Source organism: Agrococcus sp. ARC_14, from assembly GCF_022436485.1.
Taxonomy (GTDB): domain Bacteria; phylum Actinomycetota; class Actinomycetes; order Actinomycetales; family Microbacteriaceae; genus Agrococcus.
This window is the reverse complement of sequence record NZ_JAKUDO010000002.1, coordinates 319391-345380: the sequence shown is the minus strand read 5'-3', so window position 1 is coordinate 345380 and position 25990 is coordinate 319391. Positions and strand designations below refer to the sequence as shown.

Genomic DNA, 25990 nt, shown 5'->3' with positions numbered 1-25990 from the left:
CCGGCCCCTGAGCCGGTGCGCGCCGCAGGCGCACGCCGTGCCGAAGGGCAACGTGCCGAACGGGCGACAGCGAAGAGGGCCCCGCCGAAGCGAGGCCCTCCACGATCAGCGGTTCAGCTCACTCGGTGAGCGAACCTGCCTCCGAGCGGACGAAGGTGTACTGGTTGTCGGCGCCGTACTGGTAGATGCCGATGAAGGCCTCCGTCGGGTCGCCGTTCTCGTCGAACTCGATCGGGCCAGAGACACCGTCGTAGTCGATGTCCTCGTCGTTCGCGAGCAGCTCGAGGCAGTCGGCGAGAACGGTGCACTTCGTGCCGTTCGTCGAGACCTCGAGCAGGTTGTCGCGGATCGTCACCGAGTCAGCGCTGCCGCCCTGGACGGCCGCGAGGCCAGCCATGATGACCGCGTCGTACGACTCGGGGCCGTACGAGAAGTCCTCGAGCGCCGGGTCGACCTCGAGCAGGCGCTCGCGGAAGGTGTCGTCGGCCGGGTTGCCCGGCAGCGTGCCGAACGCGCCCTCGAGCGTGCCCTCGGGGAAGTTGTACCCGTTGGAGAGGTTGCCGTCGACGAAGTACATGCCGGAGGCCGGGAAGCCGTTCGTGACGAGCTCGGGCACGATCTGCGCCGTCTCCTCGAAGGCGAGGATGCCGATCACGTCGGGCTCACCGGCGAGGATCTCTGCGACCTGCGACGAGAAGTTCGTGTCGCCCGGGTTGTAGAGGACGCTGCCGGTGACGGTGCCGCCCGCAGCCTCGACCGCTGCGGTCGCATTCGCCTCGAGCCCTGTGCCGTACGGGTCGTTGATCGTGATGAAGCCCACCGATGCTGCGCCGTTGGCGACCATCAGGTTGCCCAGCACGCGACCCTGGATGACGTCGGACGGCGCGGTGCGCCAGTAGAACCCGTCGTCCTCGTAGTCGGTGAAGTCGGGCGAGGTGTTCGCCGGCGAGATCTGCACGATGCCCGCGTCGATCACCTGGTCGATGAACGTGAACGAGACGCCCGAGGACGCTGCGCCGATGATGACGTCGGCGCCGGCCTGCACGAGCACGCCCGTGGACTGCGTGGCGATGTCGGTCGTCGTGTCACCGGAGTCCTGGTGGTTGACCGAGACCTCGTAGTCGAGGCCGGCCTCCTGCAGATCCGCCACCGCAAGGTCGACGGCCGCGAACTCGGGCGGGCCGAGGAAGGCGAGGTTGCCGGTCTGGGGCAGGATCGTGCCGATGACGAGGTCGGTGTCGACCTCCGCCTCGTCGGGCCCGGCGGATCCGGACGGTGCTGGGGTGCCGCCGCCTGCACAGGCGGCGAGCAGCAGCACGCCCGCGGTCGCCGCGCCGAGCGCTGCGAACCGGCGGGGGCTGTTCCCCTTGGTGCGAAGGAAGGACTGCATGGTGCTCCTCGGTTGCATGGAACCACCCGCTGACGCAGGTGTTGGTGCAACAGTAGGCGAGCAATGCACGCTTTTCAGCCGTTCTGCGTCACGACCTTGTAACGGTCTTGGTGCAAACGCAGACCGGATGCGACAAACCTGCGCCAGCGCTGAGCGACCCGGCCGCTCAGGCCGACGGCGGGATCGGCCGCGGTCGCCGCAGCTGCCGACCCACGAGGTCGAGCGAGACCAGCAGCACCGATGCCCAGACGAACGCGAAGCCGATCCAGCGCTCGAGCGGCATGGGCTCGTGCATCACGAAGGCGCCGAACAGGAACGTCATGATGGGCGCGAGGTACTGCGTGAAGGCGACCCAGGTGAGGGGGATGCGCCGGGTGGCGGCCGCGAACGCCAGCAGCGGGACGGCGGTGACGATGCCGAAGCCCGCGGTGCCGAGGATGCCGGTGAGGCCGGTCGCGTCCACCGTCAGGCCGTTGGCCGTGATGGCGATGCCCAGCATCACCATCGATGCAGGCAGCACGGCCGTGGTCTCGATCGTGAAGCCCGACAGCGCATCCACCGAACCGCCGACGCGCTTCTTGATGAGGCCGTAGGTGCCGAAGGAGAAGGCGACGATGAGCCCGATCCATGGCACCTCGCCGTAGCCGACGATCATGACGCCGACGCCGATCGCGCCGAGGGCGACCGCGACCCACTGCAGCGGCCGCAGCCGCTCACCGAGGAAGACGACAGCCAGGACCACGCTCACGAGCGGGTTGAGGAAGTAGCCGAGGCTCGTCTCGAGCACCCGGTCGGACAGCACGCCGATCACGAAGGCCGTCCAGTTGATGAGCACGGCGTGGCCGGCGATCACCAGGGTCCAGGTGTCGCGGCGGCTGCGCAGCACCTGCCGCATGCGCGCCCATCCGCGGGTCATCGCCACGAGTGCGAAGGCGACGATGACGGAGGAGACCACCCGCCAGCCGATGAGCTCGAACCCGTCGATGCCCTTCGTCAGCTGCAGGTAGATGGGAACGAGGCCCCAGCAGAAGTACGCGAACAGCGCGTAGCCGAGGCCTGCCTTCGCGTGCTGCCCCATCGACCCTCCAGGAAGATGCGAAGGCGGCTCCCCCGAAGGGGAGCCGCCGATGCGTCAGTAGCGGAGCGTCAGCGCTCGACGATGGCGAGCACGTCGCGCGCCGAGAGCACCAGGTACTCGTCGACGCCGTACTTGATCTCGGTGCCGCCGTACTTCGAGTAGAGCACGCGGTCGCCGACGGCGACGTCCATGGGGACGCGGTTGCCGTTGTCGTCGATGCGGCCGGGGCCGACCGCCACGACCTCGCCCTCCTGGGGCTTCTCCTTGGCGGTGTCAGGGATGACGAGACCGCTTGCAGTGGTCGTCTCAGCCTCGACCTGCTGGATGACGATGCGATCCTCAAGCGGCTTGATGGAAACCGACACGGTTGCCTCTTTCTAGTCAGACTTTGGGGTTCGTCCGGACCTGCCGGACAACAGCCCAAGCCTAGGCGCTCGATTGGCACTCGGTCAACATGAGTGCCAGCCGTTCGCGGTGGGCGCACGCGTGCTCGGCGCAACCGCGATCTCGCGCGATGGTCGAGACTGGAGCCATGGAAGCCGAGGAGCTGCGACTGCTGCTGTCGACCGAAGGGCTCACGCTGCTCGAGCGCACGGAGGCGGGCGCAGACGGGGCGGGCATCGGCGATCGCACCGACGTCGTCCGCGAGGTCACCCGGCTGCGGGCGGAGGGGCACGATCCGCGCCTCGTCGCCGCCGTGCTGACGCAGGCGCGGCTGCGACGCCGCGCGCAGGCGAAGTTCGGCGAGTTCGCGCGCGGGATGCTCTTCACCGAGGCCGGGCTCGAGCAGGCCACCCGGCTGCGCGTCGCCGCGCACCACGCGGGGCGGATGCGGCAGGCCGGCATCGTCTCGGTGGCCGACCTGGGGTGCGGCATCGGTGCCGACTCGCTCGCCTTCGCCACCCTCGGGCTCGCGGTCACCGCGGTCGAGCGCGACGAGGTGACCGCCGCGATCGCGACGTACAACCTCGCCGCGTGGGACGCATCCGTCGTGCACGGCGACGCCCTCGAGACCCCCGTCGACGTGGAAGCCCTCTGGTTCGACCCCGCCCGCCGAGACGAGCGCAAGCGCCTGAGCGACCCGGGCGACTGGTCACCGGCGCTCGACGCCGTCTTCGCACGAGCTGCCGAGCAGCCGGCCGGCATCAAGCTCGCACCCGGCATCGACCGCGCGCTGCTGCCTGCGGGCGCCGAGCACCAGTGGGTGACGGATGGGCTCGAGACCGTCGAGGCCGTGGTGTGGACGGGGAGGCTTGCCCGGCAGGGCGTCGCGCGCAGCGCGCTCGTGCTGGCGGACGGCGGTGCGGCCGAGCTCACCGGCGAGGCCTCGCACCCCGAGCAGGGCGAGCTCGCCGCGTTCCTCTACGAGCCCGCCGGGGCCGTGATCAGGGCCGAGCTCATCGGCGCGCTCGCCGAGCAGCTGGAGGCGACGGCGATCAGCGAGGGGATCGCCTATCTGAGCGGCGCGCGGCAGATCGCGACGCCGCTCGCGCAGGCGTTCAGGGTGCGCGAGACGCTGCCGCTCGACGAGCGCGGCATTGCCAAGCGGCTGCGCGCACTCGGCATCGGCGAGCTCGAGATCAAGAAGCGCGGCGCCGACATCGACCCGGCGACATTGAGGAAGCGGCTGAAGCTCGCCGGCCCGGAGCGCGCCACGCTCTTCGTGACGCGCGTGGGCGGGCGGCACCGAGCGATCCTGGCTGACCGGGTGTAGGCGCGCGGCTGCAGGACGCAGCCGGTGTCAGCGCTGCTGCTCCTCCGCTACGAGGTCGAGGTCGCCCGCCTCCGGCTCGGCGAAGTAGGCGTCGACGGATTCCTGCGTCACCTCGGCGAGGGAGGCCGGCTGCCAGCGCGGCTGGCGGTCCTTGTCGATCACCTGCGCGCGCACGCCCTCGCTGAAGTCCGACGTCGAGAGCGCATGCATCGACACCCGGAACTCCTGCACGAGCGCGGCCTCGAGCGTCGGCAGCGCGCGAGCGCGGCGCAGGGCCGCGAGCGCCACGGAGACGGCGACGGGCGAGGCGGCACCGACCGCCGCGGCGAGCTTCGCGGCGGGCTCGCCTGCAGCGGCCAGCCGCTCGACGATGGCCGCGGCGTCGTCGCCGGCGAACACCGCGTCGATCCACGCGCTGCCTGCGACGAGCTCGCCCGCGGGGGCCGCTCCCGCGACGGCGGCGATGGCAGCCGTGGGCTCATCGACCTCAAGCGCTGAGAGCAAGCCATCCAGCCGGTCCGAGGGCACGAACGCGTCCGACAGCCCGAGCGCGATGGCATCCGCGGCCCCGATCATCCGCCCGGAGAGCGCTGCGGCGACGCCCAGCTGGCCGGGCGCCCGCGAGAGGAGCCACGTGCCGCCCACGTCGGGCACGAACCCGATGCCCACCTCCGGCAGGCCGAGCCGGCTGCGCTCCGTGACGACTCGGTGGGAGCAGTGCGCCGAGACGCCGATGCCCCCGCCGAGCACGAGCCCGTCCTGGATCGCGACCACGGGCTTCGGGTAGCGCGCGAGGCGGGCGTTCATGCGGTACTCGTCGGCCCAGAACACGGCGGATGCCGTGCCATCGCCGTCGAGCGCGTCGCGGTAGAGCGCCACGAGGTCGCCGCCTGCGCAGAGTCCGCGGTCGCCAGCGCCCGTGATGAGCACGGCCTGCACAGCGGCGTCTCCCTCCCACGCGTCGAGCATGCGCCCTATCTCACGCACCATGCCGTGCGTGAGCGCGTTGATCGCCTTCGGGCGGTTCAGGGTCAGCACTCCGAGTCGGCCGCGCTGCTCGACGAGGACCTCTGGCGCTGCCGGGGCCGTGCCTGCGGTCAGGTCGTCCATCGATCCCCCACCCTGCTGCGTCCGACGATCTGGCTCATGGTCTCGTTGTTCCCCTCGAAGATGTGCCGACGCGGAGCACGGCGTCGTCGGGCTGCAGCCGGCGCGAAGAAGCCCCGGCCGCGTGCTGCTCGTCTCCAGAGCTCTGGGGAACGATGCACGCGAGCCGGGGCCGCAAGCGCCTGCGCGCTAGAGCTGGCTGAGCGCCGTGAAGTAGTTCGCCCACTGCACCGCGAGCACGATGAACACGACCAGCGAGGCGATCGCGAAGACGATGCCCGCGATCGCGGCGATGAGCGGCCACGGCTTCGCCGCGGGGTTCTTCTTCATCGCGATGAAGCCGAGGATCGCTCCGACGATGGCGGGCAGCGTGCCCAAGCCGCTGACGAAGGTGAACAGCAGGCCCAGGCCGCTGAAGATGAGCGCGGCGATGGTGATGCCCTTGAACTTCTTCTCACCAGGCAGCGCGGAGGACGCCTGCTGGCCGTAGCCCGCGGCAGCGTTCGCGTCGGCGTAGGACGTCTGCTGGCCGTATGCCGGCTGCTGGCCGTACGCGGCCTGCTGCTGGCCGTACGCGGGCTGCTGCTGGCCGTAGCCGACCTCTGCAGGTGCGCTCGCCTGGCCGTAGGCCGGCTGCTGGCCGTAGGACTGCGCGGGCGCGCTCTGGCCGTACTGCTGCTGGCCGTACGACGGTGCGTTCGCACCGTAGCCCGGGGCGCTCTGGCCGGTGGACTGCTGGCCGTACGACTGCTGCGACGAGTCGGGCTGCTGGCCATACGACTGCTGCGACGCATCGGACTGCTGGCCGTAGGACGTGTCCTGAGCGGGCGCGGCCTGACCGTACGGCTGCTGGCCGTAGGAGGGCGCGGCGTCCTGCTGCGCGGCGGGCTGGCCGTAGGTCTGGGACTCCTGCGCGGGAGCCTGACCGTAGGACGGCGTCTCCTGCGCGGGCTGCCCATATGCGGGCGCCTGCTGGCTCTGGTCGCCGAAGGACGCGGCGGGCGCGTCTGCGGGCTGGCCGAACGACGGCGTCTGCTCTGGCTGCTGGCCGAAGTCGGTGGCGGGCTGCGCGCTCGCAGCAGGCTGACCGGGCTGTGCGGCGGCGCCGTCCTGCTCGGGCTGGTCGGGCCGACGGAAACGGTCGTCGGCCGGCGGGAACTGGTCGCTCACGGGGAACCTCCTTGCGGTGCGCAAGTGCGCGGGCACAACAGTATCGCGCGGTGGAGCTCAAAGTCTGAGATCCGTTCGGATCTCAGCGCGACCCCAGCGCCGTGGCCCGTCTCGGGCCGCGGACCCGGTGGCGCGCCAAGTCTGAGATCCGTTCGGATCCCGACCGGCGCGCCCTACGGGACCTGCAGCTCCGGCATCTGCTGCACGAACGCGACCATCGTCGCCACACCGAGCACCGTCGCCGCGATGAGCGCCACGAGCGTGATGGCGCCGAGCACGATCGACCAGATCGCCAGCAGCCTGCCGTCGTCGCCGGTGCGCTTCATCTGTGCCAGCGCGATGGCACCGAGCACGATCGCGGCGATGGAGCCGAGACCCAGGAAGACCGTGGACCCGGCAGCCGCAGCAGCGATGGCGAGGATCGCCAGCAGGTTGGTCTTGGGACCCGGATGCGTCGGCACGCTCCACACCTGCGGCTGCGGCGGAGCAGGTGGTCCAGCGGGCGGCTGCGCGCTCCAGCCCTGCTGGGGCCATGCGGTCGCGCTCATGCCGTGCCTCCTCCGAAGTCGTTGGCATCGGAGCCGAGCCGGCAATGGCCGTGGCGCTCGATGCTGTCTCGATCCTGCCAGGCCGACCTGGGCATCCGCTTCACCATGTGTGTGACGTCACCGCTCGGATGACGTGACCTGCACGACGTCGGCCTCGAGCGTCGACACCGCGGCGAACCCCAGCGGGCTGGGTGCCTCGCCGCGTGCGACGAGCATCGCGCCGACCGCGGCGATCATGGCGCCGTTGTCGGTGCAGAGCTCGAGCGGCGGGATGCGGAGGGTGACGCCTGCCGCGGCGCAGCGCTCTGCCGCGACCTCGCGCAGGCGAAGGTTGGCGACCACGCCGCCGCCGAGCAGCAGCCGCGGGATGCCATGGCTCTCGCACGCGTCGAGCGCCTTCGACACCAGCACGTCGACGACCGCCTCGCGGAAGCTGGCCGCGACGTCGGCGATGGGCAGCGCCTCCCCCGTGGCGTCCGAGCGCTCGACGTGGCGGGCGACCGAGGTCTTGAGCCCGGAGAAGGAGAAGTTCCAGCGGTGCCGCTCTCGATCCTTGGGCGCAGTGAGCCCGCGCGGGAAGGCGATCGCCGCAGGGTCGCCGCCCACCGCGGCGGCATCGATCGAGGGGCCGCCCGGGTAGCTGAGCCCCAGCAGCCGGGCAGTCTTGTCGAAGGCCTCGCCCGCGGCGTCGTCGATGGTCTCGCCCAGCAGCTCGACGTCGCCGGCGAGGTCGCGCACGAGCAGCAGCGAGGTGTGGCCGCCCGAGACCAGCAGCGCGATCGTGGGCAGCTCGAGCGGCTCCCCCGAGAGCACGTCGGCGGCGACGTGCCCGACGAGGTGGTTCACGCCATAGAGCGGCAGATCGCGCGCGGTCGCGAGCCCCTTCGCGGCGCCGATGCCGACCATCAGCGCACCCGCGAGACCCGGCCCCGCCGTGACAGCCACCGCGTCGATGTCGTCGAGCGTCAGGCCCGCGTCGGCGAGCGCCGCTCGGATCGTGGGCTCCATAGCCTCGAGGTGCGCGCGGGCGGCGATCTCCGGCACGACGCCGCCGAAGCGCGCGTGCAGCTCCATCGACGACGCGATGCGGTTGGCGAGCAGCTCGGTGCCGCGCACGATGCCGACACCGGTCTCGTCGCAGCTCGTCTCGATGCCGAGCACGACCGACGCCACCACTGGCGCGCTCATGCCTGCACCCGCTTCATGACCACGGCATCCACATCCTCCGGCTGGTAGTAGCGCGGCCGCACGCCGATCTCGGCGAAGCCGACCGAGGCATAGAGCGCCCGCGCCGTCGGGTTGTCTGCTCGCACCTCGAGGAAGAGCTCGCGCACGCCGCGCCGAGACGCCTCCTCCAGCAGCTCGGCGAGCAGGGCCCTGCCGATGCCGCGGCCGCGCGCGTCGGCGCGCACGGCGATCGTCTGCACATCGCCCTCGACGCCGACCGCGCGGAGGCCGGCGTAGCCGAGCGAGCTGCCCTCCGCATCCTCGGCCACGATGTAGCGCCCCCACTCGCTCGCGAGCTCTGCGCGCATGGTCTCGCGCTCCCAGGCGCTCGCCTCGAAGGATGACTGCTCGATCGCCATGATCGCGTCGAGGTCGGATGCGCCGGCCGTGCGGATGCGGACGTCGTCGGTGGTCACTGGCTCACCCGCTTCGGCCCGGCGGAGGGCACCGCGTCGGCCTCGCGCAGGTAGAGCGCCTGCTCGACCTCCGCCGCGCCGCGCGCCACCGCGAGCGCCAGCAGCGCGGCATCCACGCCGTCGGCGTCGATGCGCTCGAGCGTCGCGTGCTCGCCATCGAGCGCCGGCACCGCGTCGGCTGGGGCGAGATGCGGGCCGTCAGCGACCAGCCCGTCGATCACGATGCTCCACGCACGCTCGCGCCGCCGGACATCCGTCGTCACCTGTGCGCTGCCGGTCGTGACGCCGGCGTGGCTGGCGACGCCCCTGCACGGCACTCCCAGCCCGAGCGCTGCGGCGCGGGCGGCCGCGATGCCGACGCGCAGGCCCGTGAAGGCCCCGGGGCCCATGCCCGCGACGACGAGCTCGATGCGGTCGCGACGGCCGTCGAGGGCGCGCTCGAGCATGCCGCCCAGGTGCTCCGCGTGCCTGCGGGTGTCGACGGCGTGCTCGCGGAAGACCACCGCGGCGCCGTCGACGACGGCCACTGAGGTGCCGAGGGAGGTGTCGATCGCGAGGATCATGCGGAGGCTCCCTCTTCGTCGCTGTGATGGGTCGCGTGCGCGTTCGGGGACCCGTTCGCCGACCGGGGACCGGTTGCAACGGGTCCCCGCGGCGGGAACGGGTCCCCGAGCGCGGCGTCGGCGAGTGCGGCGTCGGCGAGCGCGGCGTCGGCGAGCGCACGCACGCGGGCGGCGGGCCACGCGGGGCCGCGGCCGCTCAGCCGCACGGTGCGCGGCGACTCGTCGTCCGACTCGAGGTCTGCGTCGTCGGCAGCGACGTCGTCGCGTGCGATCTCGACCCGCAGCCACGACTCGAGCGCGTGCTCGAGCGGCGCGCCCCACTCGGCGACCGTGATGGCGCCGTCGAGGTCGAGATCGAGGTCGTCGAGCTCCGCCTCGTCGTCGCCATCGCCCAGCAGTCGGTACGCATCGACGTGCTGCAGGTCGGGCCCGGCGGCGGTGCGATGCGTGCGCGCGATCACGAACGTCGGGCTCTGCACGGTGCCGCGCGCCCCGAGCGCCCGCCCGATGCCGCGCGTGAGCGTGGTCTTGCCGGCGCCCAGCGGCCCGATGAGCAGCACCGTGTCGCCCGCCCGCAGGCTGCCACCGATGCGCGCGCCCAGAGACTCCATCGCGTCGGCGTCCGGCACCGAGCCCGCCAGCTCGACCGCGACACGCGCGCCGATCATGCCGGTGAGCTCAGGGGCGGATGCGTGGGCGAGCTCGACGGGGTCGCCGACGCTGGCAGCGCGGTCGCCGATGTCGAGCACGAGCTGATCCATCGCCACCCGGCCACGGATCGGATGGGCGATGCCGCCCAGCACCACCGGCCTGCCGGTCGCAGCGCGGGTGACGCCGTCTGCGTAGCCGAGGCCGACGAGGGCGAGCGTCGTCTGCCGCTCGGTGACGTAGTCGGCGCCGTAGGAGATGCCGAGGCCCGCATCGACGTGCTTGACGCCGATCACCTCGCCGAGCAGCCGCTGCGGCTCGCCGTCGAGGCCGAGCTCGAGCACGCGGCGCGGGGCGAGTGCGCCGCTCCGCATGGCGGCGTCCTGACCCCTGAGACCGCCCTCACCCGAGCCTTGACCGGCATCCCCGCCCTGACCGCGGTCGTGGCCGTGCTGGACCGCGCCCATCCGGGTCACCGTCTCATAGCCGATCGTGCCGGCGGCGACGGCCCAGGCATCCGCGCCGGGCTCGGCGAGCGCTGGATCGGCGGATGCGCCGGGCAGCGTCGAGGCAGGCACGCCCGGGTCGCCCCACAGCACGCCCTCGCCGGTGAGCGGCGGCTCGATGCGCAGCCTGCGCGGCTCGATCGCGACGACGCGCGCCAGCTCGCCCGCGACGACCACGGGAGCGCCGATCGCCGGCAGCAGGCCGTCATCGAGGCCGATGCTGGCGACGCCGGCGGTGAAGTCTGCGCACACGCGCATCGCCGGCACGAGCCCGAGCGCGGCGGCACCAGAGCCGGAGCCGTCGCCAGGGCCGTTCGGGTCGATGCCATAGGCGGCCATGCCGATGCGCACCATGTCGAAGCGGGCCTGCGGCAGGGCGAGCGCGCCCTGCGAGTTCGCGAGATGCCGCAGCTCGAGCTCGAGGTCCGCGGCCTCCGCGATCGCTGCGGTGAAGTCGCCCACCTGGGCGAGGTCGTCGTCACGGCTGGTGCCGGCGAGATGCGACATCACGGCACGGATGCGGGCGCCGCCCCGGGCGAGCTCGATCGCGCGGGCGATGGCCGCAGTGCGGTCGCCGCGCGCGATGCCGTTGCGGCCGAGTCCCGTGTCGAGCTTGAGGTGCACGGTGGCGCCCGCCGCTGCCGCGGCCTCGAGCTGCGCGATGGACGAGACGGCGACGTCGATGCGGTTGGCGGCCGCGATCGAGAAGTCGACGCCCGGCCCGTGCAGCCAGGCCAGCACGGGAGCGTCGATGCCGGCACGGCGCAGCGCGACTGCCTCGCCGAGGTCGACGACGCCGAGCATCGCCGCTCCCCCGTCGAGCATCGCCCTCGCCGAGCGCACGGCACCGTGGCCGTAGCCGTCGGCCTTCACCACGCCGCAGACGGGCACGCCGACACGCGCGGCCAGCACCCGGACGTTGGCGGCGATCGCCGCCGCATCCACCTCGACGCGCATCAGGACTCCGCGATCACCGTCGCCGTCGCGATGCCCGCGTCATGGCTCATCGAGACGTGCAGGTGCACCACGCCGACAGCGGCCGCGAGCTCTGCGGCGCTGCCGCGCAGCTCGAGCGTGGGCTTGCCGTCTGCGGCCTGCAGCACCACGTAGTCGATCCAGCGGATGCCCGCGGCCGTGCCGATCGCCTTCTGCGCTGCCTCCTTCGCGGCGAACCGCGCGGCGAGCGAGTGGATCGGACGGGGCTCGCCGTTGGCCTCGAGCTCCTCCGCAGCGAACAGCCGCTCGCGCAGCCTCGGGGTGCGGGTGATGGCGCGCTCGAAGCGAGCGAGGTCGACGACGTCGACGCCGAGCCCGAGGATCACGAGCAGACCACCATGCTGAGCCCTAGCGGCTCACTCGACCGTGACCGACTTCGCCAGGTTGCGCGGCTGGTCGACGTCGAGCCCCTTGGCGGTCGCGAGCTCGAGCGCGAAGATGTGCAGCGGCACGACCTGCAGCACCGGCTCGAGCATCGGCAGCGTCAGCGGCACGCGCAGCACCTGGTCGGCGTAGGGCATGACCGCCGCGTCGCCGGCCTCTGCCACCGCGATGACGCGGGCGCCGCGGGCGCGGATCTCCTGGATGTTCGAGATGATCTTCGAGTGCAGCACCGGCTCGTTGCGGGGGCTCGGGACCACGACGAAGACGACCTGGCCGGGCTCGATGAGCGCGATCGGACCGTGCTTGAGCTCGCCGCCGGCGAAGCCCTCCGCGTGGATGTAGCTGATCTCCTTGAGCTTCAGCGCGCCCTCGAGCGCGACTGGGTAGCCGACGTGACGGCCCAGGAAGAGCACCGAGCGGGTGTCGCTCATCCAGTGCGCCAGCTCGTGCACGGTCTCCTGCTCGGAGAGCACCTGCCGCAGCTCGTCGGGCAGCTCCTTGAGCTCGCCGACGACCTCGGCGATCGCCTCGTCGGTCATGGTGCCGCGCACCCGCGCCAGGTGCAGGCCGAACAGCAGCTGGCCGATGACCTGGGCGAGGAACGCCTTCGTCGAGGCGACCGCGACCTCGGGGCCGGCATGCGTGTACAGCACGGCCTCCGACTCGCGCGGGATGGTGGCGCCCTGCGTGTTGCAGATCGACAGCGTGCGGGCGCCCTGCGCCTTCGCGTGCTGCACGGCCATCTTCGTGTCCATCGTCTCGCCGGACTGCGAGATCGAGATCACGAGCGTGTGCTCGTCGAGCACGGGGTCGCGGTAGCGGAACTCGTGCGCCAGGTCGACCTCGACGGGCACGCGCGACCAGGTCTCGATCGCGTACTTGCCCACGAGGCCCGAGTAGTTGGCGGTGCCGCAGGCGACGATGACGATGCGGTTGATGCCCTTGAGCGTCTCGTCGTCGAGCACGCCGAGCTCGCCGAGGTCCACGCCGCTCTCGGTCAGCCGGCCGCGCAGGGTGTTGGCGACGGCCTCCGGGCCCTCGGCGACCTCCTTGGCCATGAACGACGACCAGCCGCCCTTGTCGGCGGCCGAGGCATCCCAGTCGACCTCGAAGCGCTTGGGCTCGAGCGGGTTGCCGTCGAAGTCGATGACGGATGCGCCGTCGGCGGTGATGGTGACGATCTGGTCGTTGTCGAGGGCCGCGGCGTTGGGCGTGAACTTCACGAAGGCGCTCACGTCGCTGCCGAGGAAGTGCTCGCCCTCGCCGTAGCCGACCAGCAGCGGGGAGTTGTGGCAGGCGCCGACGACGACGCCGGGCTGCTCTGCGTGCACGGCGAGCAGCGTGAACTGGCCCTGCAGGCGCGTGACGACCTGCTGCATCGCGGTCGTCAGGTCGCCGGTCTCGCGGAACGCGCGGCCCACGAGCTTCGCGGCTGCCTCGGTGTCGGTCTCGCTCAGGAAGGTCTCGCCATCGGCCTCGAGCTCGGCGCGCAGCTCGGCGAAGTTCTCGATGATGCCGTTGTGGATGAGCGAGAGTCTGCCCTCGTCACCCAGGTGCGGGTGCGCATTCTCATCCGTGGGGCCGCCGTGCGTCGCCCAGCGGGTGTGGCCGATGCCGGCGCCCTCGTCGGGAAGCGGCGAATCCTCGAGGCTGCCGCGCAGCACCGCGAGCTTGCCGCCCTTCTTGCGCAGCGCGACGGTGTCGCCGTCGAGCACCGAGACGCCAGCGCTGTCATAGCCGCGGTACTCGAGCCTGCTGAGGCCCTCGAGCAGCACCCCGACGGTGCCGCGCTGACCCGTGTAACCGACGATTCCGCACATGGCCCCGATCCTACCGGCGGTAGGCTCCCCTGCGTGTCACACCCCATCCGGTCGCCGTTCGTCGAGATCGAGCGTCCCGACTGGGCGCGCCTGGCGCCCCGCATGCCCAATCCCCTCACCGAGGAGGAGGTTCGAAGGCTGCGCGGCATCGGCGATCGGCTCGAGCCGCGCGAGGTCGCGGAGGTGTACCTGCCGCTGTCACGGCTCGTGAGCCTGTACCAGGAGTCGGCCGCCCGCCTGCATCGCGACACCCACGCCTTCCTGGGCACCAGCGGGCATCCGACCCCCTTCGTCATCGGCGTCGCCGGCTCGGTGGCGGTGGGCAAGTCGACGACCGCGAGGCTGCTGCAGGAGCTGCTGCGCCGCTGGGAGGGCTCGCCGAAGGTCGACCTGATCACCACCGACGGCTTCCTGCACCCGAACCGGGTGCTCGAGGAGCGCGAGCTGATGACGCGCAAGGGCTTCCCGGAGTCGTACGACCGGCGAGCGCTGCTGGGCTTCGTCTCGCGCGTGAAGTCGGGCGAGGAGGAGGTGCGCGCTCCCGTCTACTCGCACCTGACCTACGACATCGTGCCCGGCGAGGAGATCGTGGTGCGCAGGCCCGACATCCTCATCGTCGAAGGCCTCAACGTCCTGCAGCCGCCGCCCTCCGGGTCGCACCTCGCGGTGAGCGACCTGTTCGACTTCTCGATCTATGTGGATGCCCGCACGAGCGCGATCCGGGAGTGGTACGTCGACCGCTTCTGGGCGCTGAAGGAGAGCGCGTTCCAGGACCCGCTGTCGTACTTCCACCGCTTCGCCGACATGACGCGGTCGCAGGCGCGCATCTACTCGGAGGACGTGTGGGACTCCATCAACGGACCCAACCTCGTCGAGCACATCGTGCCCACCAGGCCGCGCGCCGACCTGGTGCTGCGGAAGGCGGACGACCACACGATCCGGAGCGTCCTGCTGCGGAAGCTGTGACACCCCGCGGGTCTCACGCTCCCGGGATCCCCTCGACGATCGCCGGGCCCTTCGTGGTCCTCGGCCTGCGCGCCTGGCCCAGCCGCACGAGCAGCACGCCCGCGATGATCGCCGCGGCACCCATCCACTGCATGCCGCTCGGCAGGATCGCCAGCAGCAGGGCCGTCCAGAGGATGCCGAACATCGGCTCCGAGTAGCCCACGAAGCTCGCGAGCGTCGCCCCGAGGCGCCGCGCGCCGAGGATGCCGACCACGTAGGAGGCCGCGGTCGCGATGAGGATGAGCATGCCCATCGCCGCCCACCAGGGCACGGTGGCACCGGCGAGCACGACCGGCGCCGCGGTCGCGACGAAGGGCAGCAGGCCGGTGACGACAGCGACGCCCAGCACGAGCGCGCCGACCAGGAGCCCCAGCCCCGCGAGCGCGATGGGCGGCAGCTCGGAGTCGGCCTTCGACGCCGAGGCCCAGTAGCCGGCATTGCCGACGGCGGCGCCGAGCGCCAGCAGCACGCCGAGCGGGTGCAGCGCCTCGCCACCGATGCCGGAGATCAGGCCGAGGCCCACGAGGGCGACCGCGGCCCCGGCGAGCGTCAGCATCGCGGGCGCGCGGCGGGTGGTCGCCCAGGTGAAGAACACCAGCAGCACGGGCCCTAGGAACTCGATGAGCAGCGCGAGCGACGGGTCGATGAAGGCCACGGCGCTGAAGAACGCGAGCTGGCAGACCGCGACGGCGAGCACGCCGAGCACCAGCACCTCCCTCCACGACCGCAGCACCGCATCCCATCTGCCGCGCAGCAGCCACAGCGTGGGTGCCAGCAGCACGAGCGCGCCGCCGCCGATGCGCACGAGCGTGACGGCACCGGCGCTCCAGCCGCCGTCGAGCAGCGCGGCGGCGAAGATGCCGGAGAGCGCGAAGGAGGCGGCACTCGCGAGGGCGAATGCCAGGCCGACCTGGCGACGAGACTGCATGGCTGCTCGCTCTGGGGAGAAGGACTACGATCGTGCTGACCAGGTCGGGGCACGCGCGTCACGACCGTAGGCCCTGACAGTCGTGAGCATAGCCCGAGGACGATCCGTGTCGCTGCCCCACCCCCGTGAGCTTGCGCGCACGCTCGAGTTCATCGCCGAGGTCTGCAACCAGCGCCGCGTCGGAACGCTCGGCTCCGCGACGAGCCTGCGGGCCTTCTGCGCCGAATGGCGCTTCCCGGGCGCCAGCACGATCACGAAGGCGGATGCGGATGCGACCTGGGCGCATGTGCGCACGATCGAGACGATGTGGGATGCCGACCGGGACACCGCGGCCGTGATGGCGAACCGGGTCTTCCGGGAGTGCGACGCACGGCCCCATCTGGTGCGCCACGACGGCCTCGACTGGCATCTGCACGGCCTGCCGGCGGGCGCGCCGATCGCCGACGCCATCGCGGTCGACGCCGCGATGGCGTTCGTCGACCTCGTGCGCGTGGACGACACGGCCCGGTGCAAGCGCTGCGGAGATGCGCGGTGCGAGCGCATGTTCTTCGATCTCTCGCGCAACCGATCGCGTCGCTTCTGCTCGACGACCTGCCAGTCGCGCACGAACGTGGCCGCCTTCCGGGCCAGGGCGGGGCAGCTCTAGCACGACCTGGACGCGAGTCGCCGGACTTCGTGGCATCCTTGTCGACCATGGCTCAGACCACTGCTGCAGAACCTTCGCCCGTCACCACGAAGCTGAAGCGCGGGATCACCACCCTGCTGCTGTTCTTCTTCATCGTCGGCGACACGCTCGGTGCCGGCATCTACACCCTCGTGGGCACCATCGCGCAGGATGTCGGCGGCGTCATCTGGCTGCCGCTGGCGTTCGCCCTCGTGCTGGCGCTCCTCACCGCTGGCACCTATGCAGAGCTCATCACGAAGTACCCGCACGCCGGCGGCGCGGCTCGCTTCGCCGAGCGCGCGTTCAACAAGCCGTACGTCACCTTCCTCATCGGGTTCCTGATGCTGTCCTCCGGCATCACGACCTCCGCGGCCCTCGCGAACGCGTTCGCGGGCGACTACCTGCAGGCGCTCGTGCCCGGCATCCCGACGATCCCCGTCGCGCTGGCGTTCATCGCGCTGCTGATCATCATCAACCTGCGAGGCGTGCGCGAGTCGCTCATCGCCAACGTCGGCGCGACCGTCGTCGAGATGACGGGCCTCATCATCATCATCGCCGTCGCCGCGATCGTGTTCGGCTCGGGCGGTGGCGACCCCTCCCGACTGACGACCTTCGCCGAGGGCGTGCCGCCGCTCTCCGGCGCCTTCGCCGCGACGATCACCGCGTTCTTCTCATTCCTCGGCTTCGAGGCCGCGGCGAACATGGCCGAGGAGGTCAAGGACCCGAGCCGCTCGTATCCGCGGGCGCTGTTCGGCGCGATCATCACGGCAGCGGTCGTCTACCTGCTCATCGCGCTCGGCGCGGCGATCGTCGTGCCGATCGACCAGCTCGCGAACTCCGAGGGCCCGCTGCTCGAGGTCATCCAGGCCTCGGGCCTGGCGTTCCCGCCGTGGCTGTTCGCGATCATCGCGCTCGTCGCGATCGGCAACGGCGCCCTGCTGTTCATGGTGATGGCCTCCCGCGCCACCTACGGCCTCGCCGAGGCGAAGCTGCTGCCGAAGGCCTTCGGCGCCGTGCTCTCGGGACGCCGCACCCCGTGGGTCTCGATCCTCGTCGTCGGCCTGGTGACGATGGCGATGTCGTTCGTCGGCGACGTCGGCACGCTCGCCGACACCACCGTGCTCCTGCTCGTGCTCGTGTTCATCTCAGCCAACATCTCGGTGCTGGTGCTGAAGAAGGACAAGGTCGCGCACAAGCACTTCACCGCGCCGCGCATCGTCTCGGTGCTCGCGCTCATCGCCTCGATCGCGCTGCTCACGCAGCAGAGCATGCAGACCTGGCTCATCGCGGGCGGCTACGTGGTCGTCGGCACGATCCTGTTCCTCATCGCCAGGGCAGCACGCCGCCGCGAGTACCGGGAGGGCACGGCGGAGCCGACCCGCTCCATCCCGTTGGAGTAGCGCGGTGGAGCTGAGGATGGGGGTCCTTGCGGACCCCCATCGCGACCCCAGCGCCGGGGCCCGTCCCGGGCCGCGGGAGTCGGGATCTAGGCGCTGACGCCCAGCTCGGCCCGCACCAGGTCGGCGAGCTCGTCGGCGATCGACTGCGCGACGTGCTGTTCGGAGGCCTCGACCATGACGCGCACGATCTTCTCGGTGCCAGAGGGGCGCAGGAGCACGCGGCCCTGCTCGCCCAGCTCTGCCTCTGCCCTGGCGACCGCGTCGGCGATCGCCTGATTGCCGCGCAGCCCGAGGCGGTCGACGCCCGTGACGTTGATGAGCACCTGCGGGAAGACCTCCATCACCGCGGCGAGCTCAGCGAGCGACTTGCCGGTGCGCGCCATCTCCGCGGCGATCTGCAGGCCGGTGAGGATGCCGTCGCCGGTGGTGGCGTGCGCGGAGAAGATGATGTGGCCAGACTGCTCGCCGCCCAGCGAGAGGCCGTACTGGCCGAGCGCCTCGAGCACGTAGCGGTCGCCGACCGCGGTCTGCACGAGCGCGATGCCGTGCGCATCCATCGCCACCTTGAGGCCCAGGTTCGACATCACGGTCGCGACGAGCGTGTCGTCTGCCAGCAGCCCGCGGCGCTTGGCCGAGAGCGCCAGGATCGCCATGATCTGGTCGCCGTCGATGACGTTGCCCTGGGCGTCGATCGCGAGGCAGCGGTCGGCATCGCCATCGTGCGCGATGCCGAGATCGGCGCCGGAGGAGACGACGAGCTCTTGCAGCTGCTGGAGGTGGGTCGAGCCGACCTCGCGGTTGATGTTGATGCCGTCGGGGTCGTTGCCCATCACGGTCACCTTCGCGCCCGCGTCGCTGAATGCCTGCGGGCTCACGCCCGCTGCGGCGCCGTGCGCGCAGTCGAGCGCCACGTGCAGCCCCTCGAGGCTGCCCTCGAGCGTGCCCAGCAGGTGCACGAGGTAGCGGTCCTCGGCGTCGGCGAAGCGCCGGATCGTGCCGACCTCCGCGCCGATCGGGCGCAGCGGGGCGCCGCCCAGCGCGGTCTCGATCTCGTCCTCGACCACATCCGGCAGCTTGCGGCCACCGGTGGCGAAGAACTTGATGCCGTTGTCGGGCGCCGGGTTGTGCGAGGCGGAGACCATCACGCCGAAGTCGGCTCCGATGCTCGCCACCAGGTAGGCGGCAGCCGGCGTCGGGATGACGCCAGCGTCGAGCACGTCGATGCCGCTCGAGGCGAGGCCCGCCGAGACGGAGGCTGCGATGAACTCACCAGAGACCCGGGGATCACGCGCGACGACAGCAACAGGGCGCCGCCCCTCCTGCCGGGCGTGACGCCCGAGCACGAGTGCGGCGCCCTGTGCAAGCGCCATCGCCGATTCCGCCGTGATGTCGAGGCCTGCGAGACCCCGAACGCCATCCGTGCCGAACAGGCGCGACATGAATCAGCGCTTCGAGTACTGCGGCGCCTTGCGGGCCTTCTTGAGACCGGCCTTCTTGCGCTCGATGACGCGAGCGTCGCGCGAGAGGAATCCGGCCTTCTTGAGCTCCGGACGGTTGTTCTCGGTGTCGATCTCGTTGAGCGTACGAGCGATGCCGAGGCGGAGCGCGCCGGCCTGGCCCGAGGGGCCACCGCCCGAGATGCGGGCGATCACGTCGTAGCTGCCCGAGAGCTCGAGCAGCGTGAACGGGTCGTTGATCAGCTGCTGGTGCAGCTTGTTCGGGAAGTAGTCCTCGAGCGTGCGGCCGTTCACGGTGTACGCGCCGGTGCCGGGGACCAGGCGCACGCGGGCGATGGCCTGCTTGCGACGGCCGACGGCCTGGCCGCCGATGTTGACGACGCGGGGAGCCTTGGGAGCCTCAGCCGCGGGCGTCTCGGTCGAGAAGCTCTCGGGAGCCTCGATGGAGTCTGCGATCTTCGCCATGTCTGTTGTCTCCTCGCGCCCTACTGGGCGACCTGGTCGAACGTGTAGGGGGTCGGCTGCTGCGCCGCGTGCGGGTGCTCGGGGCCTGCGTAGACCTTGAGCTTCTTGATCTGAGCTGCGCCGAGCGAGTTCTTCGGCAGCATGCCGCGGATCGCCTTCTCGACGGTGCGGACTGGCCAGCGCTCGAGCATCTCTGCATAGTTGGTGGCGCGGAGGCCGCCCGGGTAGCCCGAGTGGCGGTAGGCCATCTTCTTGAGCAGCTTCTGGCCCGTGAGCGCGACCTTCTCTGCGTTCACGATGATGACGAAGTCGCCCATGTCCATGTGGGGGGCGAACGTCGGCTTGTGCTTGCCGCGGAGCATGGCAGCTGCGTGGCTGGCCAGACGGCCGAGCACCACGTCGGTGGCGTCGATGACGATCCAGTTGTGCTGGACGTCCGCCGCCTTGGGCGAATACGTGCGAGTCATTGATGCCTCACTGATCGAATGGATGGTCGTGAATCCCGCTCCGAGGTGTTCCAGCCGCGATGGGCGGGAACGATCCGGTGGAGGGCTCATTCGGGAGCGCACAGGCTGTGCGCACCAAGGATCGATCTTACGTGGGCGATCGATGCAGAGTCAAGCCGACCGAGCGATCAGCGGCCGCCGATCACCGATCGATCGAGGGGTCGTACGCCTCGTCCTCGTGCCAGACGACCTCGACGACCTCCTCGCGGGTAGACGGCTCCTCCACCGGCTCACCCTCGATCGGCTCGTCGACCGAGAGCGTGAGGTCGGCGAGCGGGTCGACGTCGGGGGCGGATGTGCTGTGCGAGTCGGGCACGACGACGCGATCCTCGGCAGCCACCGACGGCACCGCGGCCTCGTCGACCTGCGTCGTGGACGCATCCGCCGTCACATCGTCAGCGACGGTCGCCGCGGCACCGGATGCCGCGCCAGCTGCGCCCCACGTGCGCGGATCGGCGGCATCGGCGACGTGCATGAGCGACTGCACCTCTGCCATGAAGCCGTTCAGCTGGGTCTGCTGGTAGCGCAGGCTCCTGGTGCGGTCCTCGGCATCGCGCAGCACATCCTTCGTGTGCTTCGTGACCGTGTCGACGATCGCCTGCGAGCGCTGCCGTGCCTCGTCGAGCATCGAGGACGCGCGGGCCTTGGCGCTCGCCTCGATCTGCGCGGCCTGCGCCTTCGAGAGCTGCTCGTAGGCCTCCGACTGCTCGGCGACGTGCTTGGCGTGCGCGAGGGCGGATGCGACCTTGTCGTTGGCGTCGGCCGTGATGCGCTCCGCGTGCGCGACCGCCTGGCTGTGGAGCCGCAGGAACTCCTGCTGGGCGTCGTCCTGCCTGCGGGTGATCGCGGCGTCGAGCTCGACGCGACGGGCCTTGGCCTCTCGCACGATGCGGTCGGCGTCGAGCTTCAGGTCGTCGGTCTCGCGCTGGGCCTGCGCGCGCATCGCGGCGGCGGCGCGCTCGGCCTCGCCCAGCAGCACCTGCGCCTCGCGGTCGGCCTGCGACACCTTCTCCCCCAGCGAGCCCAGCTCTGTCTCGACGCGGGCGCGGTGCGCGGTCTGCTCGGTCTCGCTGCGACGGCGCGCGAGCTCCGCCTCGTGCTGCGCCTCCTGCAGGGTCCGCGCGGCCTCCTCCTGCGCCTCCTTGCGGATGCGATCGCGCTCGGCGTTCGCGTCGTCGAGGATGCGCTCCGACGAGCTCGACGCGTTGGTCACGAGCGTCGAGGCCTGATCCTCGGCGACACGCAGGATCTCGGCGAAGCGCACGCGGGTCTGGCGGCCCTCCTCGGCGTCGCCGGGCTCGGTGGACTCCTCGGCGTCCTCCTCGTCGAGCGTCTGCACCTGCTGCGCGAGGCGCAGCATGCGGGCCTCAGCCTGGTCGGCGCGCGCGACTGCGGCGTCGAGGTCCTCCGTCAGGTGCTGCACGCGTGCCTCAGTCGCGAGGGCCGCCTGCTGCCCCGCCTGCTTGACCGTGGCGAGCTCGGAGCGCAGCGTCGTGAGCGCACCGTCGACCTGCTCGCGGTCATAGCCGCGGAAGGCCGGATCGAATGCTGGCTGCTGCTCCGACATGTGTGCCTCCGGGTCTCCGCCGAGCGCTGCCCCGGCGCCACAAGTCTAGGCGGATCCCACACACCTGGCGAGCCCGATCAGATACCTGGGATCATGGCAGGACATGAATCCCCACGGCATCATCTTCGACCTCGACGGCACCCTCACCGACTCCAAGCAGGGGCTCCTCGCGAGCCTGCGGCACATGCATGCGGCGGTCGGCTGGCCGGTGCCCGAGGAGGCCAGGCTGCTCGAGTGGCTCGGCCCGCCGCTCGTCACCGTGCTCAGCGAGCAGGGCCACTCCCCCGCAGAGGTCGACCGGGCGATGGTGGCCTTCCGTGCCCGGCAGGCCGGCGGTGGTCTGCTCGAATCCGCCCTCTACCCCGGCATCGACGAGCTCATCAGGGCCCTCGACGAGGGCGGTCGCCCGCTCGCCGTGGCCACGCACAAGCTGCAGCACGATGCCGAGACCGTCATCGAGCACTACGCGCTGCGTCACCGCTTCCGCGGCGTGCACGGCCGCGTCGATGGCGAGGCAGGCCATTCGAAGGCCTCGGTCATCGCGCGCGCGGCAGCGTCGATCGGGCTGCCGGGCTCCGAGCTCGTGATGGTCGGCGACCGCGTCAACGACATCGCCTCGGCGCACGAGCTGGGCATGCGCTCGATCGGCGTCGCCTACGGCTACGGCGGCCGCGCAGAGCTCGAGGCCGCCGGCTCGACGCTCATCGTCGAGTCTGTCGACGAGCTGCGCGCCCTGCTCGCCGCCTGAGCCCGCCGGCGCGGCCGCACAACGCAAGCTCGCCGCATCCCTGCCGCTGCAGATCGCACGTGTGCACCGATTGCGCCGCACCGCGGGCCGTGCGGGCTTGCGTCGTGCTTCGCGTGGACGCTCAGTCAGGGGCGAGGTCGGATGCGCTGCGGAGCGCCCTGGCGCGCTCGGCCTGCTGGGCGAGCGCGTCGTCAGGCGGGTAGCCGACGGCGACGAGCGTCAGGCCGTGCGCCGGCATGAGCCCTGTGAGCGGCGAGCGCTGCCGCTCGTCGAGCAGCGCCGCAGCCTGCGCGAGGCCGAGCCTGCCCTCGCCCACCCGCACGCACGCGGCGACGAGCGCACGCACCATCGAGTGGCAGAAGGCATCTGCCGTGAGCGACGCCGTGAGCACATCGTCGTGCAGCGCCCACGAGAAGGCGCGCAGCTCGCGGATCGTCGTCGCGCCCTCGCGCGGCTTGCAGAAGGCGGCGAAGTCGCGCAGCCCCACGAGTGCCTCCGCAGCGCGCTGCATGGCAGCGACGTCGAGGGGCTGTGGCACGTGCGCCGCGGTGCGCCGCTCGAGCGGGTCGGCAGCAGGGCTCGCCATGATGCGGTAGCGGTAGGAGCGCGAGACGGCGGAGAAGCGTGCGTCGAATCCGTCGGGGGCGAGCGAGACGGCGCGCACCACCAGATCGCCATCCGGCGCCGCCAGCCGGGAGATGCGATGGGCGAGCCTCGCTGCCCGCGCGGTCACGTCCGCCCCGAGCGCCTCCGGCAGGTCTGCGTGCGCGACCTGCCCGCTCGCGTGCACCCCCGCATCCGTGCGACCTGCGACCGTGACCCGCACGGGCTCGCGCGCGATCGTCGTGAGCGCGCGCTCGAGCTCGCCCTGGCAGGTGCGCAGCCCTGGCTGCACGGCCCAGCCCGAGAAGCCGCCGCCGTCGTAGGCGAGGTCGAGGCGGATGCGGCGCATGCCGTCAGCCTATTGAGGCACGGGGCGACGGCGGCCGCGGCGGCGCCGCGCCACCGTCGGCCTGGCATGCTCCTCGCGGCACCCGCCGGTACGCTCGCGGGATGCCCGACGCGACGCCCATCGAGGACTACGCCCTGATCGGCGACCGCACCACCGCCGCCCTCGTGGGGCGCGACGGCTCGATCGACTGGCTCTGCCTGCCGCACTTCGACTCGCCCGCATGCTTCGCCGCCCTGCTGGGCGACCGCAAGCACGGGCACTGGCGCATCGGGCCGACCGGCGAGGCGTCGTCGACGCGCCGATACCTGCCGGGCAGCCTCGTGCTCGAGACGACGCACGAGACCGCGAGCGGCACGGTGACGGTGACGGATGCGATGCCCACCGGTGATGAGCGCGCCGACGTGGTGCGCATCATCGAGGGCGTCGACGGCGAGGTCGAGCTCGAGCAGGAGCTCGTCGTGCGGTTCGGGTACGGCAAGGTGCCGCCGTGGTTCCGCCGCACGCGCGACCACGACGAGGATGTGCTGGTCGCGATCGCCGGGCCGGACCGACTCGTGCTGCGCGGCGACGCCCTGCCGCGCGCCGACGGCCACCGGCACCGCTCCACGTTCGCCGTGCGCGCGGGCGAGCGGCTCGTGCTCGACCTGTGCTGGCAGCACTCCTGGCTGCCGATCGCCGGTCCGGTGGGCGAGACCGAGATCGTCGAGACGACGATCTCGGAGTCGGCGGAGTGGCTCGCCGAGCTCGACTACGAGGGCCCGTACCTCGAGGCGGTGCAGACCAGCGTGCTCGTCCTCCGCGCACTGACCGACGACGCGACCGGCGGCATCATCGCCGCGCCCACCACCTCGCTGCCGGAGGACCCCGGCGGCGAGCGCAACTGGGACTACCGCTTCACGTGGCTGCGCGACGCATCCCTCACCGTCGACGCGATGCTCGCCGTGCAGCTCTCCGAGAAGGTCGCCCTGTGGCGCAACTGGCTGCTGCGCGCGATCGCGGGCGACCCGCAGGACATGCGCATCATGTACCGGCGAGACGGCGGCCGCGAGCTCATCGAGCGCGAGCTGGATCACCTGCCGGGCTACGGCGGCGCCGCCCCCGTGCGCATCGGCAACGGCGCTGCGGACCAGCGCCAGCACGATGTGCTCGGCCAGGTCATGCTCACGCTGCAGCGGCTGCGCGCGATCGGCCTCGACGACACGCACGACTCGTGGCACATGCAGCGCGCACTGCTGAACGAACTCGCCACGCACTGGCACGAGCCCGACCAGGGGCTGTGGGAGATGCGCGGCGAGCCGCAGTTCTTCACCCACTCGCGCGCCATGATGTGGGCGGCGTTCGACTGCGGCGTGCGGGCGATCGAGGAGGGCTGCGACGGCGACCCGACTCGTTGGATCGAGCTGCGGGATGCGCTGCGAGAGGAGGTGCTCACGCGCGGCTTCGACGAGTCCACTGGCTCGTTCCGTCAGCACTACGGCACGAGCGAGGTCGACGCGTCGCTCCTGCAGCTGCCGACGATCGGCATCGTGGAGGCGACGGACCCGCGCTTCCTCGGCACGATCGAGCGCATCGAGCAGGACCTGCTCATCGGGGGGATCCCGCTGCGCTATCGCACGACCGGCGTGGACGGCCTTGCCGGGAACGAGCATCCGTTCGTCCTCTGCGGGTTCTGGCTCGTGATCGCCTACGCGCAGGCGGGCAGGCTCGACGAGGCCACCGACCTCATGGACCGCCTGGTCGCGATGCGCAACGACGTCGGCCTGCTCGCCGAGGAGGTCGACCCTGAGACGGGGCACCACTGGGGCAACTTCCCGCAGGCGTTCTCGCACCTCGGGCTCGTGCTGGCCGCCACGGAGATCGCGAAGGCGCAGCGAGGCTGAGCGGCCGGCGAACGCGAGAGGGGCCCCGCGCGATGCGGGGCCCCTCTTCGTACGGGTTGCGACCGGCTGCTACTTGCCGGCCTCGGTGAAGCCTGCGGCCTCGGCGGCCTCGCCGGTGCGGAACCACACCTCGGCGACCGTCTGCTCGTACCACTGGCCATCGGGGCGGTGGAACTTCATCGAGTCCTTGTTGCCCTTGATGTCGAAGCCCTCGGGAGCCGAGCCGTCCTCGAGCGCAGCGGCGGAGTCCTCGCCGAAGCCGCCATCGGCGACCTCCGCGTCGGCGGCCGACGTGTCAGCAGCCGCGGCGACGCCCTCGAGCTCGCCATCGGCGGCCTCGGTCGTCTCCTCGGCGGCGGCCTCGTCAGCAGCCTTGGCCTCTGCGGCCTTGGCCTCCGATGCCTCCTGGTCGGCAGCAGCCGACGTGGCGGCAGCCGATGCCTTCGACTTCGAAGCCTTCTTCTGGACCGGCTCGAGCACAAGCTCGATCTGAGCCATCGGGGCGTTGTCGCCCTTGCGGAAGCCGAGCTTCGTGATGCGGGTGTAGCCACCCTCGCGCTCTGCGACGAGCGGCGCGATCTCGGTGAAGAGCTCGTGCACGACGCCCTTGTCACCGATCACGGCGAGCACGCGACGACGCGCGTGCAGGTCGCCTCGCTTGGCGAACGTGATGAGGCGCTCAGCGATCGGGCGGAGGCGCTTGGCCTTCGTCTCGGTCGTCTTGATCGACTTGTGGGTGAACAGTGCGGCCGCGAGGTTCGCGAGCAGCAGGCGCTCGTGCGCCGGACCGCCTCCGAGGCGGGGACCCTTTGTGGGTGTGGGCATGGTTCGTATCCCTCTAGTTCTTCAGT

General features: G+C 71.5%; 25 protein-coding genes. 6 read left to right on the top strand and 19 right to left on the bottom strand.

Annotated features, from left to right (window positions below):
* Nucleotides 1-118 precede the first annotated feature (118 nt).
* The 3 genes from MKD51_RS14950 to groES all read right to left on the bottom strand — a co-directional run bounded on the left by MKD51_RS14950 (nt 119) and on the right by groES (nt 2833).
* Nucleotides 119-1390, bottom strand: a complete 1272-nt coding sequence (locus MKD51_RS14950; RefSeq protein WP_240241277.1) for an ABC transporter substrate-binding protein — start codon at nt 1388-1390, stop codon at nt 119-121.
* A 166-nt stretch (nt 1391-1556) separates the two neighbouring features.
* The gene (rarD, locus tag MKD51_RS14945; RefSeq protein WP_240241276.1) at nt 1557-2468 is read right to left on the bottom strand and encodes an EamA family transporter RarD; all 912 of its coding nucleotides are present in this window, start codon (nt 2466-2468) and stop codon (nt 1557-1559) included.
* 68 nt (nt 2469-2536) lie between these two features.
* Entirely contained in the window at nt 2537-2833 is a 297-nt protein-coding gene (gene groES / locus MKD51_RS14940) for a co-chaperone GroES (protein ID WP_240241275.1), read from the bottom strand.
* Nucleotides 2834-3000: 167 nt separating this feature from the next.
* Here groES and MKD51_RS14935 point away from each other — a divergent pair, with 167 nt between their 5' ends.
* A complete protein-coding gene (locus MKD51_RS14935; protein WP_240241274.1) occupies nt 3001-4182 on the top strand; it encodes a class I SAM-dependent methyltransferase in 1182 nt (393 codons plus the stop codon).
* A gap of 27 nt (nt 4183-4209) precedes the next feature.
* Here MKD51_RS14935 and MKD51_RS14930 read toward each other — a convergent pair whose 3' ends face one another.
* The 9 genes from MKD51_RS14930 to glmS all read right to left on the bottom strand — a co-directional run bounded on the left by MKD51_RS14930 (nt 4210) and on the right by glmS (nt 13567).
* On the bottom strand, nt 4210-5292 hold the full coding sequence (locus tag MKD51_RS14930) for a 3-hydroxyisobutyryl-CoA hydrolase (RefSeq protein ID WP_240241273.1): 1083 nt from the start codon (nt 5290-5292) through the stop codon (nt 4210-4212).
* A 186-nt stretch (nt 5293-5478) separates the two neighbouring features.
* Entirely contained in the window at nt 5479-6459 is a 981-nt protein-coding gene (locus MKD51_RS14925) for a DUF4190 domain-containing protein (RefSeq protein ID WP_240241272.1), read from the bottom strand.
* 173 nt (nt 6460-6632) lie between these two features.
* Nucleotides 6633-7007: a DUF4190 domain-containing protein gene (locus MKD51_RS14920; RefSeq protein ID WP_240241271.1), complete on the bottom strand. Its 375-nt coding sequence runs from the start codon at nt 7005-7007 to the stop codon at nt 6633-6635.
* Between the two features lie 117 nt (nt 7008-7124).
* Nucleotides 7125-8195, bottom strand: coding sequence for a tRNA (adenosine(37)-N6)-threonylcarbamoyltransferase complex transferase subunit TsaD (tsaD, locus tag MKD51_RS14915; protein ID WP_240241270.1), 1071 nt, complete (start codon nt 8193-8195; stop codon nt 7125-7127).
* A complete protein-coding gene (gene rimI, locus MKD51_RS14910; RefSeq protein ID WP_240241269.1) occupies nt 8192-8650 on the bottom strand; it encodes a ribosomal protein S18-alanine N-acetyltransferase in 459 nt (152 codons plus the stop codon). The genes tsaD and rimI overlap by 4 nt, the downstream gene beginning before the upstream one ends.
* Nucleotides 8647-9213, bottom strand: coding sequence for a tRNA (adenosine(37)-N6)-threonylcarbamoyltransferase complex dimerization subunit type 1 TsaB (gene tsaB, locus MKD51_RS14905; RefSeq protein WP_240241268.1), 567 nt, complete (start codon nt 9211-9213; stop codon nt 8647-8649). The genes rimI and tsaB overlap by 4 nt, the downstream gene beginning before the upstream one ends.
* Nucleotides 9210-11324, bottom strand: a complete 2115-nt coding sequence (tsaE, locus tag MKD51_RS14900; RefSeq protein WP_240241267.1) for a tRNA (adenosine(37)-N6)-threonylcarbamoyltransferase complex ATPase subunit type 1 TsaE — start codon at nt 11322-11324, stop codon at nt 9210-9212. Before tsaE ends, tsaB begins: the two co-directional genes overlap by 4 nt.
* Complete coding sequence (locus MKD51_RS14895) at nt 11324-11689, bottom strand: holo-ACP synthase (RefSeq protein WP_240241266.1); 366 nt, start codon at nt 11687-11689, stop codon at nt 11324-11326. Before MKD51_RS14895 ends, tsaE begins: the two co-directional genes overlap by 1 nt.
* Nucleotides 11690-11719: 30 nt before the next feature.
* Nucleotides 11720-13567 (bottom strand): glutamine--fructose-6-phosphate transaminase (isomerizing), encoded by a 1848-nt coding sequence (glmS, locus tag MKD51_RS14890; RefSeq protein WP_240241265.1) that lies wholly within the window; start codon nt 13565-13567, stop codon nt 11720-11722.
* 33 nt (nt 13568-13600) lie between these two features.
* Between glmS and coaA the strand changes: the two genes are divergently transcribed.
* The gene (gene coaA, locus MKD51_RS14885; RefSeq protein ID WP_240241264.1) at nt 13601-14533 is read left to right on the top strand and encodes a type I pantothenate kinase; all 933 of its coding nucleotides are present in this window, start codon (nt 13601-13603) and stop codon (nt 14531-14533) included.
* Nucleotides 14534-14546: 13 nt separating this feature from the next.
* On the opposite strand, the gene MKD51_RS14880 is transcribed toward coaA, so the two are convergent.
* Nucleotides 14547-15500: a DMT family transporter gene (locus MKD51_RS14880; RefSeq protein ID WP_240241263.1), complete on the bottom strand. Its 954-nt coding sequence runs from the start codon at nt 15498-15500 to the stop codon at nt 14547-14549.
* A 106-nt stretch (nt 15501-15606) separates the two neighbouring features.
* Between MKD51_RS14880 and MKD51_RS14875 the strand changes: the two genes are divergently transcribed.
* Both MKD51_RS14875 and MKD51_RS14870 read left to right on the top strand, forming a co-directional pair.
* The gene (locus MKD51_RS14875) at nt 15607-16146 is read left to right on the top strand and encodes a CGNR zinc finger domain-containing protein (protein ID WP_240241262.1); all 540 of its coding nucleotides are present in this window, start codon (nt 15607-15609) and stop codon (nt 16144-16146) included.
* A gap of 47 nt (nt 16147-16193) precedes the next feature.
* Complete coding sequence (locus MKD51_RS14870; RefSeq protein WP_240241261.1) at nt 16194-17564, top strand: APC family permease; 1371 nt, start codon at nt 16194-16196, stop codon at nt 17562-17564.
* Nucleotides 17565-17650: 86 nt separating this feature from the next.
* On the opposite strand, the gene glmM is transcribed toward MKD51_RS14870, so the two are convergent.
* The 4 genes from glmM to MKD51_RS14850 all read right to left on the bottom strand — a co-directional run bounded on the left by glmM (nt 17651) and on the right by MKD51_RS14850 (nt 21559).
* On the bottom strand, nt 17651-19003 hold the full coding sequence (gene glmM, locus MKD51_RS14865) for a phosphoglucosamine mutase (protein WP_240241260.1): 1353 nt from the start codon (nt 19001-19003) through the stop codon (nt 17651-17653).
* A gap of 3 nt (nt 19004-19006) precedes the next feature.
* A complete protein-coding gene (gene rpsI, locus MKD51_RS14860; protein WP_240241259.1) occupies nt 19007-19486 on the bottom strand; it encodes a 30S ribosomal protein S9 in 480 nt (159 codons plus the stop codon).
* Between the two features lie 20 nt (nt 19487-19506).
* Nucleotides 19507-19953, bottom strand: coding sequence for a 50S ribosomal protein L13 (gene rplM, locus MKD51_RS14855; RefSeq protein ID WP_240241258.1), 447 nt, complete (start codon nt 19951-19953; stop codon nt 19507-19509).
* Nucleotides 19954-20134: 181 nt separating this feature from the next.
* Nucleotides 20135-21559, bottom strand: coding sequence for a cell division initiation protein (locus tag MKD51_RS14850; RefSeq protein ID WP_240241257.1), 1425 nt, complete (start codon nt 21557-21559; stop codon nt 20135-20137).
* A 103-nt stretch (nt 21560-21662) separates the two neighbouring features.
* On the opposite strand from MKD51_RS14850, the gene MKD51_RS14845 reads away from it, so the two are divergent.
* Complete coding sequence (locus tag MKD51_RS14845; RefSeq protein WP_240241256.1) at nt 21663-22307, top strand: HAD hydrolase-like protein; 645 nt, start codon at nt 21663-21665, stop codon at nt 22305-22307.
* A 121-nt stretch (nt 22308-22428) separates the two neighbouring features.
* On the opposite strand, the gene truA is transcribed toward MKD51_RS14845, so the two are convergent.
* Nucleotides 22429-23259: a tRNA pseudouridine(38-40) synthase TruA gene (truA, locus tag MKD51_RS14840; RefSeq protein WP_240241255.1), complete on the bottom strand. Its 831-nt coding sequence runs from the start codon at nt 23257-23259 to the stop codon at nt 22429-22431.
* A gap of 101 nt (nt 23260-23360) precedes the next feature.
* On the opposite strand from truA, the gene MKD51_RS14835 reads away from it, so the two are divergent.
* Entirely contained in the window at nt 23361-25139 is a 1779-nt protein-coding gene (locus tag MKD51_RS14835) for a glycoside hydrolase family 15 protein (protein ID WP_240241254.1), read from the top strand.
* Nucleotides 25140-25208: 69 nt separating this feature from the next.
* Here MKD51_RS14835 and rplQ read toward each other — a convergent pair whose 3' ends face one another.
* Complete coding sequence (gene rplQ, locus MKD51_RS14830) at nt 25209-25964, bottom strand: 50S ribosomal protein L17 (RefSeq protein ID WP_240241253.1); 756 nt, start codon at nt 25962-25964, stop codon at nt 25209-25211.
* Between the last annotated feature and the right edge of the window lie 26 nt (nt 25965-25990).

Excerpts from the sequence above, each read along its gene's own strand:
- MKD51_RS14850 (WP_240241257.1), bottom strand. The coding sequence starts at position 21,559 with ATGTCGGAGCAGCAGCCAGCATTCGATCCGGCCTTCCGCGGCTATGAC.
- tsaD (WP_240241270.1), bottom strand. The coding sequence starts at position 8,195 with ATGAGCGCGCCAGTGGTGGCGTCGGTCGTGCTCGGCATCGAGACGAGC.
- rpsI (WP_240241259.1), bottom strand. The coding sequence starts at position 19,486 with ATGGCGAAGATCGCAGACTCCATCGAGGCTCCCGAGAGCTTCTCGACC.
- MKD51_RS14880 (WP_240241263.1), bottom strand. The coding sequence starts at position 15,500 with ATGCAGTCTCGTCGCCAGGTCGGCCTGGCATTCGCCCTCGCGAGTGCC.
- glmM (WP_240241260.1), bottom strand. The coding sequence starts at position 19,003 with ATGTCGCGCCTGTTCGGCACGGATGGCGTTCGGGGTCTCGCAGGCCTC.
- MKD51_RS14920 (WP_240241271.1), bottom strand. The coding sequence starts at position 7,007 with ATGAGCGCGACCGCATGGCCCCAGCAGGGCTGGAGCGCGCAGCCGCCC.
- truA (WP_240241255.1), bottom strand. The coding sequence starts at position 23,259 with ATGCGCCGCATCCGCCTCGACCTCGCCTACGACGGCGGCGGCTTCTCG.
- rarD (WP_240241276.1), bottom strand. The coding sequence starts at position 2,468 with ATGGGGCAGCACGCGAAGGCAGGCCTCGGCTACGCGCTGTTCGCGTAC.
- rplQ (WP_240241253.1), bottom strand. The coding sequence starts at position 25,964 with ATGCCCACACCCACAAAGGGTCCCCGCCTCGGAGGCGGTCCGGCGCAC.
- MKD51_RS14930 (WP_240241273.1), bottom strand. The coding sequence starts at position 5,292 with ATGGACGACCTGACCGCAGGCACGGCCCCGGCAGCGCCAGAGGTCCTC.
- MKD51_RS14950 (WP_240241277.1), bottom strand. The coding sequence starts at position 1,390 with ATGCAGTCCTTCCTTCGCACCAAGGGGAACAGCCCCCGCCGGTTCGCA.
- MKD51_RS14870 (WP_240241261.1), top strand. The coding sequence starts at position 16,194 with ATGGCTCAGACCACTGCTGCAGAACCTTCGCCCGTCACCACGAAGCTG.
- tsaB (WP_240241268.1), bottom strand. The coding sequence starts at position 9,213 with ATGATCCTCGCGATCGACACCTCCCTCGGCACCTCAGTGGCCGTCGTC.
- tsaE (WP_240241267.1), bottom strand. The coding sequence starts at position 11,324 with ATGCGCGTCGAGGTGGATGCGGCGGCGATCGCCGCCAACGTCCGGGTG.
- MKD51_RS14835 (WP_240241254.1), top strand. The coding sequence starts at position 23,361 with ATGCCCGACGCGACGCCCATCGAGGACTACGCCCTGATCGGCGACCGC.
- MKD51_RS14845 (WP_240241256.1), top strand. The coding sequence starts at position 21,663 with ATGAATCCCCACGGCATCATCTTCGACCTCGACGGCACCCTCACCGAC.
- rplM (WP_240241258.1), bottom strand. The coding sequence starts at position 19,953 with ATGACTCGCACGTATTCGCCCAAGGCGGCGGACGTCCAGCACAACTGG.
- glmS (WP_240241265.1), bottom strand. The coding sequence starts at position 13,567 with ATGTGCGGAATCGTCGGTTACACGGGTCAGCGCGGCACCGTCGGGGTG.
- MKD51_RS14935 (WP_240241274.1), top strand. The coding sequence starts at position 3,001 with ATGGAAGCCGAGGAGCTGCGACTGCTGCTGTCGACCGAAGGGCTCACG.